Raw genomic sequence first — 14,452 nt, 5'->3', positions numbered from 1 at the left:
CATGAGCGATCACGGCGAGTCGATCCGTTTCTGGCAAGCCGCGCCCCTGGCCGGGGTCGAGCTGCTGACCGCGCGCTACATCGAGCATCGTTTCGCCCCGCACGTCCACGACGGTTATGTGATCGGCATGATCATGGCCGGCGCCCAGCGCTACCGATATCGCGGCGCCGAACACCTGGCGGGCAGCGGCACGCTGGTGCTGATCAATCCGGACGAGGTGCATAACGGCCACAAAGGCACCGAGGACGGCTGGCTGTACCGGGCGTTCTATCCCGACACCGGGCAGATCGTCGCGCTGCTGAATGAGCTGGAGCTGCCGACCGCACCGATGCCGGCCTTCGGCGCGACGCTGTATCGCGATCCGGATCTGGTCAACGGTTTCTGTCAGTTGCATCGTTTGCTGGAAAGCCCCGCCACCGCGTTGCAGCAGCAAACGGTGTGGCGGGAAATGATGATGCTGCTGTTGCAGCGTCACGCGGCGGTGCAGATCAGCGGCAACCCCGGCAAGGAGCATCGCGCGGTGGCGATGGCCAAGGAGTTGCTGCACGCGCAACTGGCGGCGCCGCCCTCGCTGGAAGAACTGGCGGCGGCCGTGAATCTTTCGCCCTTCCACTTCGCCCGGGTGTTCCGCCGCGCCACCGGCATGCCGCCGCACAGCTGGCTGATGCAGCAGCGGATCGCCTGCGCGCGGGGCTTGTTGCAGAGCGGCTGCCTGCCGGTGGAAGTCGCCACGCAGCTGGGATTTGCCGACCAGAGCCATCTGAGCCGGCAATTCAAACAGGTCTATGGCGTGGGGCCGGCGGCCTATCGCAGCGCGCGGCTGGATCGCTGAGCGTTTACTCGCCGGTGGCGATACCGCGCGACGGCTCGTTGATCCACTCGCTCCACGATCCGGCATACAGCGAACCCAACGGATAACCCGCCAGGCACAGGGCGAACAGGTTGTGACACGCCGTCACCCCGGAGCCGCAGTAAGCCACCAGATCGTTTGGCGAACGCTCGCCGAGTTTCGCGGCGAAACGCTGCTTGAGCTGATCGGCCGGCAGGAAACGCCCGTCGCTGCCCAGATTGTCGGTAAACGCCGCGCATTGCGCACCGGGAATGTGCCCGGCGATCGGGTCGATCGGCTCCACTTCACCCTTGAAGCGCGGCAAGGCGCGGGCATCGAGCAGGGTCAGGGCCGGCTGGCCGAGGCGCTGCTGCAACTGCTCGGCGCTGAGCAACAGGCTCATGTCCGGCTGGCCGCTGAAGTTACCCCGGGCCGCTGACGGTGGATCAAGACTCAGCGGCAGCCCCGCCGCATGCCAGGCCTTGAGCCCGCCATCGAGAATGAACACGCCGTCGCGCTTGCCCAACCACGCCAGCAACCACCAGGCCCGCGCCGCATAGGCGCCCGGGCCGTCGTCATACAGAACCACGTCGCTGTCATTGTCGATGCCGAACGTTTGCAGGCGTTCGATCAGCGCCGCCGGCTCCGGCAGCGGATGGCGACCGGTCACGCCTTTGGTCACCGGGCCGCTGAGGTCGCGTTCAAGATCGGCGAAATGTGCCCCGGCAATATGCCCCTCGGCGTAGCTGCGCTGGCCGTAATCCGGGTCTTCGAGGGCAAAACGGCAATCGAGAATCACCAGCCCCGGCTGCGCCTTGCGGGCATCCAGTGCGGTCGGGCTGATCAGTTGCGCAATCGGCATAGCGAACGACTCCAGTGAGGAAATGGAATTACGGTCTTTCTTCGAGGGCCTGGGCCAGCGGCACGTAAAACTCTTCGAACAAGGCGTTGACCTCATCGCGGGCCTGCTCGGTAACGAACCCTGCTTCCAGCACCAGCACCTGATACACGCCACGCTTGATGGCCTGCTCGCTGAGGTGATTGGAGTTTTCCCGGGTCGTGCACAGGAAGCGCACCCACGAGGTGAGGATGATCCACGCGTTGAGGGTCAGGGATTCGATCTGCACCCGGTCCATCTTCAGGATCCCGGCGGCAACAAAGCCTTCGTAGATCGCCGCGCCCTGGATCACACAGCGCTGGGAGAAGCGCCGGTAACGCCCGGCCAGATCCGGATCGCTGTCGAGCAGATGCTCGAGATCGCGGTGCAGGAAACGGTAGCGCCACATCGCAGAAAGCAATTCCTTGAGATAGAAACGCTTGTCTTCGACCGTCGCGGCACGGCCCTGGGGCGGACGCAGGAAACTGTCCACCAGGCTTTCGTACTCACTGAACAGCACGGCGATGATCGCCTGCTTGTTGGGGAAGTGGTAGTACAGATTGCCCGGAGAAATCTCCATGTGGGCGGCGATGTGATTGGTGCTGATGCTGCGCTCGCCCTGCTGATTGAACAGCTCGAGGCTGTTCTGCACGATGCGCTCGCTGGTTTTGATCCGTGGGGCCATGGCTTGAGCTTTAATTCAGAGTGCGTTGGGGGGCATCTTACGACCTAACCGGAACGGGATAAAACCAGGATGCGCAAGGAAGCCATTTGACTTTCTAGAGCATAGACTCTAAAAAGTTCCTCACAACAACATCTCCGGAGCTGACGATGACTGCCGATATTGCCTACCTGCAAACGCTGCAACAGCCGCTGGAAGAGCTCAACCGGCTGTTCGATGCGCAGCGCGCCGCGTACGCCGCCAACCCGATGCCACCTGCGGCCCAGCGTCAGCAATGGCTCAAGGCCCTGCGCGATTTGCTGAGCAGCGAACGGCAGGCTCTGATCGACGCCATCAGCTCCGACTTCAGCCACCGCAGCGCCGATGAAACCCTGCTCGCCGAACTGATGCCGAGCCTGCACGGCATTCACTACGCCAGCCAGCACATCAGTCAGTGGATGAAACCTTCGCGGCGCAAAGTGGGTGTGGCTTTCCAGCCGGCGTCGGCGAAAGTCGTGTATCAGCCACTGGGTGTGGTCGGCGTCATCGTGCCGTGGAACTACCCGCTGTTCCTGGCCATAGGCCCGTTGACCGGCGCCCTCGCGGCCGGTAATCGGGTGATGCTGAAACTCAGCGAATCGACCCCGGCCACCGGTCTGCTGCTCAAGGAACTGCTGGCGCGGATCTTCCCCGAGGATCTGGTGTGCGTGGTCCTCGGCGAGGCCGATGTCGGCGTGGCGTTTTCAAAGATGCGCTTCGACCACCTGCTGTTCACCGGCTCCACCAGCGTCGGCAGGCATGTGATGAGCGCAGCGGCAGAAAACCTGACGCCGGTGACTCTCGAACTGGGCGGCAAATCCCCGGCCATCGTTTCCCACGACGTGCCGCTCAAGGACGCCGCCGAACGCATCGCCTTCGGCAAGACCCTCAACGCCGGCCAGACCTGCGTGGCCCCGGACTATGTGCTGGTGCCGGAAGCGCGCATTGGCGGTTTCGTCGAAGCCTATCGCCAGGCGGTGCGCGGGTTTTATCCGACGCTTGCCGACAATCCGGACTACACCGCGATCATCAACGAGCGCCAACTGGCGCGGCTCAATAGCTACCTCAGCGACGCCACCAGCAAGGGCGCGCTGCTGATTCCGCTGTTCGATCAGGGCCAGGGCCGGCGCATGCCGCACAGCCTGCTGCTGAATGTCAGCGACGAGATGACGGTGATGCAGGACGAAATCTTCGGCCCGTTGTTGCCGATCGTGCCGTATCAGGATCTGGATCAGGCATTTGCTTACATCAATCAGCGGCCACGTCCTCTGGCTCTTTACTACTTCGGCTACGACAAGCGCGAACAGAAGCGCGTGCTCAGCGAAACCCATTCCGGTGGCGTCTGCCTCAACGACACGCTGCTGCACGTGGCGCAGGACGACATGCCGTTCGGCGGCATCGGCCCGTCGGGCATGGGCCATTACCACGGGCACGAGGGTTTCCTGACGTTCAGCAAGGCCAAGGGCGTGCTGGTCAAACAGCGCTTCAACGCGGCGAAGCTGATCTACCCGCCCTACGGCAAATCCATTCAGAAACTGATCCAGAAACTGTTCATTCGCTAACGTCACCGCCGGGTAATAACAACAATGCACCCAAGCCTGACCGAAACACCTGCCCTGTCGCGCCGTGGCCTGCTGAAATTCAGCCTGGGCGCCACGGCTTTTCTCGCCACCGCTGGCCTTGGTGCCAGCCTCAGCGGCTGTTCGTCGAGCGTTTCAGCCAACGGCTTCGCCGCGTTGCGCAGCGGCGATTTGCTGTTTCTGCGTGCGTTGATTCCAGTGATGCTGGATGGCGCAGTCGCAGCGGAAAAGATGCCCGCCGCTGTCGATGGCACCCTGAAGTCGCTGGATTACAGCCTCGATCACCTGTCGCCGGAAATGCTCAAGCTCACCCGGCAACTGTTCGATGTGCTGGGCATGGCCGTGACGCGCGGGCCATTGACCGGAATCTGGGGCAGTTGGGAAAACGCCAGCCCCGAGGCGATCCGTCACTTCCTCGAACGCTGGGAAAACAGCTCGCTGAGTCTGCTGCGCATGGGCCACAGCTCGTTGCTGCAAATGGTGATGATGGCCTGGTACACCCGCGCCGAATCCTGGGCCCATTGCGGTTACCCCGGCCCGCCCGCCGTTTGAGCCTGACGACCCACGCAAAACAATAATAAGAGAACCTGATCGATGCCCGTACCCGACCCGTTTCGCGAAGGCCTTGCCCGTGGCTGGAAAACCTACAACGGCGCGCAACTCACCGATGACCTGACCCTGGAAGCCGACGTCGCCATCATCGGCAGCGGCGCCGGTGGCGGCACTACGGCGGAAATCCTCAGCGCCGCCGGCTATAAAGTGCTGCTGATCGAAGAAGGCCCGCTCAAGACCAGCAGCGATTTCAAACTGCTGGAAGACCAGGCCTACAGCAGCCTCTATCAGGAAGGTATCGGCCGCATGAGCAAGGACGGCGCGATCACCATCCTTCAGGGCCGCGCGGTCGGCGGCACCACGCTGATCAACTGGACCTCGAGCTTTCGCACGCCCGAACCAACCCTCGAACACTGGGCCAAAGAGCACAACGTCAAAGGCCACAGCCCCGCCGACATGGCGCCGTGGTTCGAAAAAATGGAGCAGCGTCTCGGCGTCGCCCCTTGGATGGTGCCGCCCAACGCGAACAACGACGTGATCCGCAAAGGCTGCGAACAGCTCGGCTACAGCTGGCACGTGATCCCGCGCAACGTGCGCGGCTGCTGGAATCTGGGCTACTGCGGCATGGGCTGCCCGACCAATGCCAAGCAATCGATGATGGTCACGACCATTCCGGCGACCCTGGAAAAGGGTGGCGAGCTGCTTTATCTGGCCCGGGCCGAAAAGCTGTTGATCAGCGGCGACAAGGTCACCGGCCTGCAATGCGTGGCGATGGACGAACGCTGCGTCGAACCGACTGGACGCACGATCACCGTCAAGGCGCGGCATTACGTGCTGGCCGGCGGCGGGATCAACAGCCCGGCGCTGCTGATGCGCTCGGACGCACCGGATCCGCACAAACGGCTGGGCAAGCGCACCTTCCTGCATCTGGTGAACATGTCCGCCGGGCGTTTCGACGAAGTCATCAACCCGTTTTACGGTGCGCCGCAGTCGATCTACTCGGATCATTTCCAGTGGAAGGACGGCACCACCGGCCCGATGGCCTACAAACTGGAAGTACCGCCGCTGCACCCCGCACTGGCCGCCACGTTGCTCGGCGGGTTCGGTCAGGAAAGCGCGCAACACATGGCGGACCTGCCGCACACCCACGCGATGCTCGCCCTGCTGCGCGACGGTTTTCATCCGGACAGTCAGGGCGGCAGCGTCGAATTGCGCGGTGACGGCTCGCCGGTGCTCGACTATCAGGTGTCGCCTTACACCTGGGAGGGTCTGCGCCGATCCTTCCATAGCATGGCGGAGATCCAGTTCGCCGGCGGCGCCAAAGCGGTGATGCCGATGCACGCCGATGCGCGCTACGTGAACAGTCTGGCCGAGGCCCGCTCGTTGATCGACAGCCTGAGTCTGGAGCTGTACCGCACCCGCCTGGGCAGCGCCCACGTCATGGGCGGTTGCGCGATGGGCGAGGATCCGAAAACCGCGGTCACCGACAGCCTCGGCCGCCATCATCAACTGCGCAATCTGTCGATTCACGACGGCTCGCTGTTCCCCACCAGCATCGGCGCCAACCCGCAGTTGTCGGTGTATGGTCTGACGGCGCAACTGGCGACATCCCTCGGCGAACGGTTGAGAAACCCGTGAAAAAGACGAAAATTCCGATCGTCTATAGTGCTTTCTTACCCAACAGGCGACTTTCCCGACCGGGACGGCTGCGATACCATCCGACTCCCCAACGGATTCCCGCCAGGACGACGCGATGAACCGAGTGTTGTACCCAGGTACCTTCGACCCTATTACCAAGGGCCATGGCGATCTGGTCGAACGCGCCTCGCGCCTGTTCGACCACGTGATCATCGCCGTCGCCGCCAGCCCCAAGAAGAATCCGCTGTTCCCGTTGGAACAACGGGTCGAGCTGGCCCGCGAGGTCACCAAACACCTGCCGAACGTGGAAGTGGTCGGTTTCTCGACGCTGCTGGCGCATTTCGCCAAAGAGCAGAACGCCAACGTGTTCCTGCGTGGCCTGCGCGCGGTGTCGGACTTCGAGTACGAATTCCAGCTCGCCAACATGAACCGCCAGTTGGCCCCGGATGTGGAGAGCCTGTTCCTCACCCCGTCCGAGCGGTATTCGTTCATTTCCTCGACCCTGGTGCGGGAAATCGCGGCCCTGGGCGGCGATATCAGCAAGTTCGTCCACCCGGCGGTGGCCGAAGCCCTGACCCTGCGCTTCAAGAAGTAACGACCGTTCAAACGGCGCCCGCGTGCACTACGGGCGCCAATGCGGCACAATTGCGCGCATTGATTCATAGCGCCCGGGCTCCCCGCCCCGGCTGGAGTTAGCATGTCCCTGATCATCACCGACGATTGCATCAACTGCGACGTCTGCGAACCCGAGTGCCCGAACGCCGCCATTTCCCAAGGCGAAGAGATCTACGTGATCGACCCGAACCTGTGCACCCAGTGCGTCGGCCACTACGACGAGCCGCAGTGCCAGCAGGTCTGCCCGGTGGATTGCATTCCACTGGACGAAGCCCATCCGGAGACTGAAGAACAGTTGATGGAGAAGTACCGCAAGATCACCGGCAAGGCTTGAGCCACTGAATCCGATCGCAGCTCCCGGCTGCGATCGCGTCATTCGCGCTGTTCGAATCCCTCCCCTGTGCAGCCCAGGCAACGCACGAACGCCGCTTTCGCCGGCGCCACCACCAGCGCCTCTCCCGCATCGCCAATTCCGCCACCCAGCGCGGTGAACGGCAACGACACGACGAACGCCCCGGCACCGATCACCGTTGCCACCACCAGCAATGGTCGGGCAATCAGCAGATCGCCGAGCATGGCGTAGGCCGGTGGATTCTGGATGGCGTAACGAGGGTCACCGCTGCCGCCTTCCGTGGCCTGAACAGTCAGGCTGAAGCACAGCAGCAGTAAGACGATGAGGGTTTGCAAGGACTTCATGGCACGATCCTTCGGGCTGAACAGTGAGACAACTCACTATAGACCGTAGGACTTTTTCGGAGGCTTTGCTCAGCTCTGGCAGCGCGGGCACCAGACGCTCGCGCGCTGGCCGAGCTTCATTTCCCGCAGGCCCGTGCCGCAGACCTTGCAGTGCTCGCCGCCGCGACCGTAGACAAACAGTTCCTGCTGGAAATACCCCGGCTGCCCGTCGCCACCGATGAAATCACGCAACGTGGTGCCGCCTCGCTCGATGGCGGCAGCGAGGATGCGTTTGATCTCGATCGCCAGCTTCAAATAACGCGCCCGGGAAATGCCTTTGGCTTCACGGCGCGGATCGATACCGGCGGCGAACAGCGCTTCGGTCGCATAGATATTGCCGACCCCCACCACCACCGCGTTGTCCATGATGAACGGCTTGACCGCCATAGAACGCCCGCGTGACAGCTGATACAAGCGCTCGCCATCGAACAGATCGGTCAACGGCTCCGGGCCCAGGCGAATCAGCAACTCGTGATTGAGCGGGTCGGTACTCCAGAGCATCGCCCCAAAACGCCGAGGATCGGTGTAGCGCAGGGCCAGTCCCGACTCCAGTTCGATATCGACATGCTCATGCTTGGCCGCCGGCATCCCGACCTCCACCAACCGCAAGTTACCCGACATGCCCAAGTGACTGATCAGCGTGCCGACCTCGGCATTGATCAGCAGATACTTGGCACGCCGCTCGACCAGCACGATGCGCTGCCCGGACAGGCGCACATCGAGGTCTTCGGGAATCGGCCAGCGCAGCCGCCGGTCACGCACGATCACCCGGCTGACGCGCTGGCCTTCCAGGTGCGGGGCGATGCCGCGGCGGGTGGTTTCGACTTCCGGCAATTCAGGCATGGGGGTCTCGGATCATTGGTCTTCTGGAATCATGAGCTGCTAAATCAGTGCGCGCCAAGCTCGCGGATGGTCTGCTTCAACGTTTCGAAGTCGTAATCCGAGAGGCCGATGTATTCCAGCACCAGCGGCCCGACGGCCTGCCATTCAAAGTCTTCGGTCTGGTTGCCCAGTACCCGGTACGACGCGCAGATGTGCTCGGCCATTTTCAGGATCGCCAGCAGGTTTTTCATCTGAGTGTTGCGCGAAGTCTCGTCGCTGAAGATCGCCAGGGCATTGTGGTGGTTGGCGATGGCCGCGCTAACGTGTTCCGGCAGGCGCCAGGACTTCGCGGTGTAGTAACCCACCACAGAATGGTTGGTGTTGTAGACGTCGTTCTCGGTGTCCACGACCCGGCGCTCGACGCTCGCGTTGGCATAAGCCAGTTCGAGTGTCTTCATGTAATCCGGAAAACGCTGAAGCATCAGCGGCACGCCGCAGTCATGGAACAGGCCCAAGGCGTAAGCCTCGTCGCTGGCCTCGGTGCCGACGCGCTTGGCCAGGGTCAGACAAGTCATGGCCACATCCTGGGCGGTATCCCAGAAACGGTTGAGGGTGACGATCGTGTCGTCGTTCATCTCGCCCTTGATCGACATCGCGTTGATCAGATTGACGATCGAACGGCTGCCCAACAGGTTCACCGCGCGCTTGATCGAAGTGATCTTGTTGCTCAAGCCGTAATACGGCGAGTTGACGATTTTCAGCAGCGAGCCGGACAGGCCGGGATCCTGGGAGATCAGCTTGGCGATCGTCTCCAGATCCGGGTCGGGCATGTATTGCTCCATTTGCAGATCCACCATGATCTGCGGCTGCGCAGGCACGCTGATGCCTTGCAGGGACTGTTGAATCTGTTCGGTGGTCAGCTCTTGGGACATAAGTACACACTCTGGGACAGGCGGCGATTCTAACCTCTAAAAACCGACGGACGACACATCGGGGGCAGATCGGCGGAAACTTTCATTCAAGACCATCCGGGAAATTCTGCCTTCATTCATTTGCAGGCCGGGCTGACGCGCCGCGTGTCCAGCGTCGAACCCGCGTGCAGCGCAACACGGTATACTCCCGCTCTTTTTTCCGGAGCGACGTCATGTCCCTGCCTAGCTTGCGCCTCAAAGCCAACGCCGACCGTCGCCTGCGCGCCGGTCACCTGTGGGTCTACAGCAACGAAATCGACGTGGCCGCCACCCCGTTGCACGGCTTCAAGGCCGGCGACCAGGCGATTCTCGAAGCCGCCGGCGGCAAGCCGCTGGGCATCGTTGCCATGAGCCCGAACAACCTGATCTGCGCACGCCTGCTGTCGCGCGACATCAAGCTGCCGCTGGACAAGTCGCTGCTGGTGCATCGCCTGAACGTGGCCCTGTCGCTGCGCGAGCGCCTGTTCGACAAACCGTTCTATCGTCTGGTCTACGGCGATTCCGACCTGCTGCCGGGTCTGGTGGTCGACCGTTTCGGCGACATCCTTGTGGTCCAGCTCGCCTCGGCGACCATGGAAGCCCATAAAGATGACGTGATCGCGGCGCTGACCCAAGTGCTCAAGCCAAGCGGCATCCTGTTCAAGAACGACTCCGCCGCGCGCGATGCCGAAGGCCTCGAGCGTTACACCGAAACCGTGTTCGGCGTGGTGCCGGAGTGGGTGGCGCTGGAAGAGAACGGCGTGAAGTTCGAAGCACCAGTGGTTCAAGGTCAGAAAACCGGCTGGTTCTACGACCACCGCATGAACCGCGCGCGCCTGGCCCCTTACGCCAAAGGCAAACGCGTGCTGGACCTGTACAGCTACATCGGTGGCTGGGGCGTGCAAGCCGCCGCATTCGGCGCCAGCGAAGTGTTCTGCGTCGACGCATCGGGCTTCGCCCTCGACGGCGTTGAGCGCAACGCCGCACTGAACGGTTTCGCCGACAAGATGACCTGCATCGAAGGCGACGTCTTCGAAGCCCTGAAGGAACTCAAGGCCAGCGAAGAGCGCTTCGACGTGATCGTTGCCGACCCGCCTGCGTTCATCAAGCGCAAGAAAGACCTGAAGAACGGTGAAGGCGCCTACCGTCGCCTGAACGAGCAAGCCATGCGCCTGCTCACCAAGGACGGCATCCTGTTCAGCGCTTCGTGCTCGATGCACCTGCCGGAAGACGACCTGCAGAACATCCTGCTGACCAGTGCCCGCCATCTGGACCGCAACATCCAGCTGCTGGAGCGCGGCGGTCAGGGCCCGGATCACCCGGTACACCCGGCCATCCCGGAAACCCGCTACATCAAGAGCATCACCTGCCGCCTGCTGCCGAACAGCTAACGGGATCGATGCGTATAAAGAAGGGGAGCCCACGGGCTCCCCTTCTTTTTGCCTTTAACTTTGCTTTCCTACATTTATTGTCCTGCCGACGTGCAGGATATTTCCGCGAATACGTTATTTACTGATATTTAACTCACACACTCACTTCCAGCCAAAGATCACTCCGACAAAATTACTGGATTATTCCTACTTAATATTTGCTTGCGATTAATCCATTACAAACTATTATTAAGTCGTCACCACGAAGGTGACACCAACTAACCACGAAGCAACAATGAACAAGGAGTTCAATCATGAAAGCAATTACTCTGGAATCCCGCACCCTCGCAAACCTGGCTTTTCTGGTCGCACCTAAAGCCCGTTAAGTAAGGTTGGCGCTGGGTATAGCCGGCTACCCAGCGCCTCTGACAAAGCACCTATCCAGAGCAGCGTGCCCCAACATGCATATAAATCCTTATTTGTTCATACTGCCGCGAACGCCCGGCCAGATAGTCTGGAACTACAAAGACCATACTCAACATGAACTTGATCTTGAATATTCTTCCCGACTGGCGCAACTTGTCCACAACCCTGACTTATATGACAACAGCAACATAATAGACACACAGCTATTGAATTCCGGAATACTGACTTCTTCAAAAATCTCAGCGCCTGCCTGGGGCTGGGATGAACTGTCCAGGATCTACCATGTCGGGACTCGGGATATTCCTTGCGAGCACACTCCCCGAAACATTCAGGAATGGTCCAGGCAATACCTCGAACACTGCAACACCGTGCTTGCCACTCCACCGCCGGCCGACATCCCTGCAGATACCTGTCCGACCCCACTCATCGCCCTGCCCGAACCGTTGGCACTGAATGACGACAGCCTGTCGAGTTCACTGACCCGGCGAAAGACCTGCCGATCCTTCACCGGCGCTGCCGTGTCGCTGGACTATGTGGGCACCTTGCTTTACCTGTCACTCGGTTACCTGCGAGAACGCGAAACCGATTGCGACGACAGCATCGCCGATGGACTGGGCGCGCGGCGCAGCAGCCCTTCCGGAGGCGGCCTCAATGCCTGCGCCGGTTACGTGTTTGTCCAGAACGTCGACGGACTGGCGCCCGGGGTTTATGTCTACCACCCCGTCGAACACGCCTTGAGCTTCATCAACCCCTTGCCCGACACCGCGCCCGGCAATCTGCTGGGTGGCCAGCATTTCATCAATAACCTGCCATTGGGGCTGTTCATCACCGCCCGCTTCGACCGGCTCTGGTGGAAATACCCGCACTCGCGCGCCTATCGAATGGCGTTCGTCGAAGCCGGGCACCTTTCGCAGACATTTCAACTGGTGGCTACAGCGCTGGGCATGAACACCTGGCTCACGGGCGCGTTTTCCGACGATCAGGTCGAAACGTTGCTGAAGCTCGAGAACAGTGCGGAGCAACCCTTGTTCTTCGTCGGTTGCGGGGAAAGCGACGGCCAGGCGATGTGTCAGGAAATGCGCGACCTGCTGCGTGAGGCACAACCATGAGCGCCCTCGCCCCGGAACCGGTCTTTCAGTTCACCTTGAGCGACTGGAACAGCCGCGCCTCGGTTCGCGCCAGCCCCCACGATTACCGCTTGCCGGAAAACGTGCAGGAACAACTGGAGACCCGGCACTGGTTTCCGCCGGCATTCCTCCCCTATCTGGCCCACCCGGCGATTGAAGCAGCGGGCCGTTCGATGCTGCATCCGCTTACGGCCCGGCATCTGGTGCATTTTCTCGACTACACCACGTTGCTCGAACACCGGATCGTCAATCGCGCCGTCGAAACCATCGTGCATAGCGAACTGCCGGTCGCAGTGCCGGCGCCGATGAAAACCGCCGCACTCCAGCTCTACACCGACGAGGGCTATCACGCCCTGTTTTCCAGTCAGGTGGCAGAGCAGATCGCCAGCCTCTACGCCATCACCGGGCGCCCGGTCATGCCCAGACGGATCACCCGGATGAACCTGCTGATTGCCCGCACCGGGCAGGAGCAACGGCCGCTGGCGTGCTTTCTTCTGGGCTTCGTCTCGGAAACCATCATTGCCCGTGAACTGCTGGATGTCTGCCGCGACAGCCTGGTGTCCGGGGTCAACGACATGTTGCGCGATCACCTCACCGACGAAGCGCGCCACAGCCGCTATTTCACCGAAGTGTTCCACTACCTCTGGCTGCACCTGAACCCGCAACAGCGAACGTTCACCGCGACGACCTTGCTCGACGTTCTGGAAATCTTCTTCGAAGTGGATGAGCACTGGCTGCAGGAAAGCCTCTGTGGCGCGGGCATTGCAAACACCACGGTGACGGACATTCTCGGCACGATGACAACGACCCAGGCCAGTCGACGGCGGGCACGCGCCGGCAGCCTCGCTACATTGAACGCATTGAAGAAAGCCGGATTTTTCGCCGAACCTCAAAACCAGACACTATTTGCTAGGGCAGGACTGATCGATGGATGACGGACAATCTGTGGTGACCCGACGACAGCGGCGCGGGGCTGTCAGTCTTTTGCTGGCAATGGTGTTGCTCGGCGTCTTTCCACTGGATGTCCTGCTGCCTTCGTTCCCGGCACTGGCCGAACACTTTCGCCGCACCCCGGCGGACATCGCCCTGTCGATCAGCCTGTTTGCGGTCGGAATTGCCTTCGCCCAGTTGCTGATCGGGCCGCTGTCGGATGTGATCGGGCGCAAGGGGCTGCTGCTCGCCGGCATGAGCGTTTCCATACTCGGCGCCCTCGGGTGCGTGATGACCTCGGACTATTCGCTGTTCCTGATGTTCCGGGTGGTGCAGGCGCTGGGCTGCGGTTGCTTCGTGCTGTCACAGGCGCTGGTGCAGGACCTGTTCGAAGGCGAAGAACGTGATCGCCTGCGGATCCTGATGGTCACCGCCGGCGGGATTTTCATCTCGATATCGCCGCTGGCTGGCACATTTCTTCAGGCGACGCTGGGCTGGCGCGGCAGCTTCTGGGTGTTCATCGCATTATCAGCCGCAGTGCTGCTCAAGGCCTGGCTGTTTCTGGAGAACTCCCGACCGACCGCCAGTGGCACACGTACGAACTTCCTCACGGCCTATCGACGGGTTCTGGGAGATTTCGACTTCGTCGGCTACTGGCTGATTTCAGCGTTTGCATTCGCCTGCCACTTTTCATTCATCGTGATCTCACCGCTGATCTTCATGGATCGGCTGCAACTGTCCGCTTACGAGTTTTCGATGATCCTGCTGATCTACGGTGCGGCTTACGTCACCGGGGGGATTCTCGCCAGCGTGCTGAGCAGGCGCATCAACAGCGGCCAGCAGATGGTCGTCGGCCTGAGCCTGATCCTGTTCGCCGGCGTGACCATGCTGTACCTGTCGTCGAACTTTGCACTGGCTCCGGCGACCGTGCTGATCCCGATGCTGATCTGTACCGCCGGCACCACCATTGCCCGGCCGGCCGCCACGTCCCGGGCCATGAGTCTGTTTCCGGAAAACGCCGGCACCTCGGCCTCGGCCGGCAGCACGATCATTTTCATCTGCGGCGGCTTGATCAGTGCCTTGATCAGCCTGAGCCCGACCAATCTGCAATCCACGCTGGGCTACAGCTTCGTGATACTCAGCGGGGTGGCACTGGCGTTGAACGCGCGGATCAGTCGGCGCAACGATCTGGTGGGGCAACCGGACAGCGATTAATCCTGCCGGTCGTCATCCCGCACGCTTCGTCAGCACTGGAACAACGCTTTGCGCCATTCCCTCCTGACGCCAGCGGTGTAGAATCG

The 14,452-nt window shown here is 61.5% G+C and carries 15 protein-coding genes; 10 read left to right on the top strand and 5 right to left on the bottom strand.

The window, feature by feature from the left end:
- The first annotated feature begins 1 nt into the window (after nt 1).
- Nucleotides 2-832 (top strand): AraC family transcriptional regulator, encoded by an 831-nt coding sequence (locus AC1Q9F_RS21660; protein WP_492620936.1) that lies wholly within the window; start codon nt 2-4, stop codon nt 830-832.
- 4 nt (nt 833-836) lie between these two features.
- Here AC1Q9F_RS21660 and AC1Q9F_RS21655 read toward each other — a convergent pair whose 3' ends face one another.
- Together AC1Q9F_RS21655 and AC1Q9F_RS21650 are read right to left on the bottom strand one after the other, a co-directional pair.
- The gene (locus AC1Q9F_RS21655; RefSeq protein WP_207984235.1) at nt 837-1,691 is read right to left on the bottom strand and encodes a sulfurtransferase; all 855 of its coding nucleotides are present in this window, start codon (nt 1,689-1,691) and stop codon (nt 837-839) included.
- Nucleotides 1,692-1,719: 28 nt separating this feature from the next.
- A complete protein-coding gene (locus tag AC1Q9F_RS21650) occupies nt 1,720-2,391 on the bottom strand; it encodes a TetR/AcrR family transcriptional regulator (RefSeq protein ID WP_007953407.1) in 672 nt (223 codons plus the stop codon).
- A 146-nt stretch (nt 2,392-2,537) separates the two neighbouring features.
- Here AC1Q9F_RS21650 and AC1Q9F_RS21645 point away from each other — a divergent pair, with 146 nt between their 5' ends.
- The 5 genes from AC1Q9F_RS21645 to AC1Q9F_RS21625 all read left to right on the top strand — a co-directional run bounded on the left by AC1Q9F_RS21645 (nt 2,538) and on the right by AC1Q9F_RS21625 (nt 7,125).
- Nucleotides 2,538-3,968 (top strand): coniferyl aldehyde dehydrogenase, encoded by a 1,431-nt coding sequence (locus tag AC1Q9F_RS21645; RefSeq protein WP_492620935.1) that lies wholly within the window; start codon nt 2,538-2,540, stop codon nt 3,966-3,968.
- A gap of 24 nt (nt 3,969-3,992) precedes the next feature.
- The gene (locus tag AC1Q9F_RS21640) at nt 3,993-4,538 is read left to right on the top strand and encodes a twin-arginine translocation pathway signal protein (protein ID WP_492620934.1); all 546 of its coding nucleotides are present in this window, start codon (nt 3,993-3,995) and stop codon (nt 4,536-4,538) included.
- Between the two features lie 42 nt (nt 4,539-4,580).
- Entirely contained in the window at nt 4,581-6,176 is a 1,596-nt protein-coding gene (locus AC1Q9F_RS21635) for a GMC family oxidoreductase (RefSeq protein ID WP_207984237.1), read from the top strand.
- 115 nt (nt 6,177-6,291) lie between these two features.
- Entirely contained in the window at nt 6,292-6,771 is a 480-nt protein-coding gene (gene coaD, locus AC1Q9F_RS21630) for a pantetheine-phosphate adenylyltransferase (protein ID WP_007953414.1), read from the top strand.
- Between the two features lie 102 nt (nt 6,772-6,873).
- A complete protein-coding gene (locus AC1Q9F_RS21625) occupies nt 6,874-7,125 on the top strand; it encodes a YfhL family 4Fe-4S dicluster ferredoxin (RefSeq protein WP_003195146.1) in 252 nt (83 codons plus the stop codon).
- Nucleotides 7,126-7,163: 38 nt separating this feature from the next.
- Here AC1Q9F_RS21625 and AC1Q9F_RS21620 read toward each other — a convergent pair whose 3' ends face one another.
- From AC1Q9F_RS21620 to AC1Q9F_RS21610, 3 genes are all read right to left on the bottom strand, one after another.
- Nucleotides 7,164-7,487 carry a multidrug transporter gene (locus tag AC1Q9F_RS21620; RefSeq protein WP_207984238.1) on the bottom strand — a complete coding sequence of 108 codons (324 nt, stop codon included), beginning with the start codon at nt 7,485-7,487 and terminating at the stop codon, nt 7,164-7,166.
- A gap of 69 nt (nt 7,488-7,556) precedes the next feature.
- Nucleotides 7,557-8,369: a bifunctional DNA-formamidopyrimidine glycosylase/DNA-(apurinic or apyrimidinic site) lyase gene (mutM, locus tag AC1Q9F_RS21615; protein ID WP_007953423.1), complete on the bottom strand. Its 813-nt coding sequence runs from the start codon at nt 8,367-8,369 to the stop codon at nt 7,557-7,559.
- A gap of 44 nt (nt 8,370-8,413) precedes the next feature.
- A complete protein-coding gene (locus tag AC1Q9F_RS21610) occupies nt 8,414-9,226 on the bottom strand; it encodes an HDOD domain-containing protein (protein ID WP_207986269.1) in 813 nt (270 codons plus the stop codon).
- A gap of 266 nt (nt 9,227-9,492) precedes the next feature.
- On the opposite strand from AC1Q9F_RS21610, the gene AC1Q9F_RS21605 reads away from it, so the two are divergent.
- The 4 genes from AC1Q9F_RS21605 to AC1Q9F_RS21590 all read left to right on the top strand — a co-directional run bounded on the left by AC1Q9F_RS21605 (nt 9,493) and on the right by AC1Q9F_RS21590 (nt 14,366).
- Complete coding sequence (locus tag AC1Q9F_RS21605) at nt 9,493-10,689, top strand: class I SAM-dependent rRNA methyltransferase (RefSeq protein ID WP_085605910.1); 1,197 nt, start codon at nt 9,493-9,495, stop codon at nt 10,687-10,689.
- 440 nt (nt 10,690-11,129) lie between these two features.
- Nucleotides 11,130-12,203 carry a SagB family peptide dehydrogenase gene (locus tag AC1Q9F_RS21600; protein WP_492620933.1) on the top strand — a complete coding sequence of 358 codons (1,074 nt, stop codon included), beginning with the start codon at nt 11,130-11,132 and terminating at the stop codon, nt 12,201-12,203.
- Complete coding sequence (locus AC1Q9F_RS21595) at nt 12,200-13,156, top strand: diiron oxygenase (protein ID WP_492620932.1); 957 nt, start codon at nt 12,200-12,202, stop codon at nt 13,154-13,156. The genes AC1Q9F_RS21600 and AC1Q9F_RS21595 overlap by 4 nt, the downstream gene beginning before the upstream one ends.
- Nucleotides 13,149-14,366 carry a multidrug effflux MFS transporter gene (locus tag AC1Q9F_RS21590; protein ID WP_492620931.1) on the top strand — a complete coding sequence of 406 codons (1,218 nt, stop codon included), beginning with the start codon at nt 13,149-13,151 and terminating at the stop codon, nt 14,364-14,366. Before AC1Q9F_RS21595 ends, AC1Q9F_RS21590 begins: the two co-directional genes overlap by 8 nt.
- Nucleotides 14,367-14,452: the final 86 nt, after the last annotated feature.

This window comes from Pseudomonas sp. GW823-FHT04A03, from assembly GCF_058796615.1.
This window is presented reverse-complemented; position numbering and strand designations above follow the sequence as displayed.

Coding starts and splice junctions, on each gene's coding strand:
- AC1Q9F_RS21660 (WP_492620936.1), top strand. CDS start 2: ATGAGCGATCACGGCGAGTCGATCCGTTTCTGGCAAGCCGCGCCCCTG.
- AC1Q9F_RS21655 (WP_207984235.1), bottom strand. CDS start 1,691: ATGCCGATTGCGCAACTGATCAGCCCGACCGCACTGGATGCCCGCAAG.
- AC1Q9F_RS21650 (WP_007953407.1), bottom strand. CDS start 2,391: ATGGCCCCACGGATCAAAACCAGCGAGCGCATCGTGCAGAACAGCCTC.
- AC1Q9F_RS21645 (WP_492620935.1), top strand. CDS start 2,538: ATGACTGCCGATATTGCCTACCTGCAAACGCTGCAACAGCCGCTGGAA.
- AC1Q9F_RS21640 (WP_492620934.1), top strand. CDS start 3,993: ATGCACCCAAGCCTGACCGAAACACCTGCCCTGTCGCGCCGTGGCCTG.
- AC1Q9F_RS21635 (WP_207984237.1), top strand. CDS start 4,581: ATGCCCGTACCCGACCCGTTTCGCGAAGGCCTTGCCCGTGGCTGGAAA.
- coaD (WP_007953414.1), top strand. CDS start 6,292: ATGAACCGAGTGTTGTACCCAGGTACCTTCGACCCTATTACCAAGGGC.
- AC1Q9F_RS21625 (WP_003195146.1), top strand. CDS start 6,874: ATGTCCCTGATCATCACCGACGATTGCATCAACTGCGACGTCTGCGAA.
- AC1Q9F_RS21620 (WP_207984238.1), bottom strand. CDS start 7,487: ATGAAGTCCTTGCAAACCCTCATCGTCTTACTGCTGCTGTGCTTCAGC.
- mutM (WP_007953423.1), bottom strand. CDS start 8,369: ATGCCTGAATTGCCGGAAGTCGAAACCACCCGCCGCGGCATCGCCCCG.
- AC1Q9F_RS21605 (WP_085605910.1), top strand. CDS start 9,493: ATGTCCCTGCCTAGCTTGCGCCTCAAAGCCAACGCCGACCGTCGCCTG.
- AC1Q9F_RS21600 (WP_492620933.1), top strand. CDS start 11,130: ATGCATATAAATCCTTATTTGTTCATACTGCCGCGAACGCCCGGCCAG.
- AC1Q9F_RS21595 (WP_492620932.1), top strand. CDS start 12,200: ATGAGCGCCCTCGCCCCGGAACCGGTCTTTCAGTTCACCTTGAGCGAC.
- AC1Q9F_RS21590 (WP_492620931.1), top strand. CDS start 13,149: ATGGATGACGGACAATCTGTGGTGACCCGACGACAGCGGCGCGGGGCT.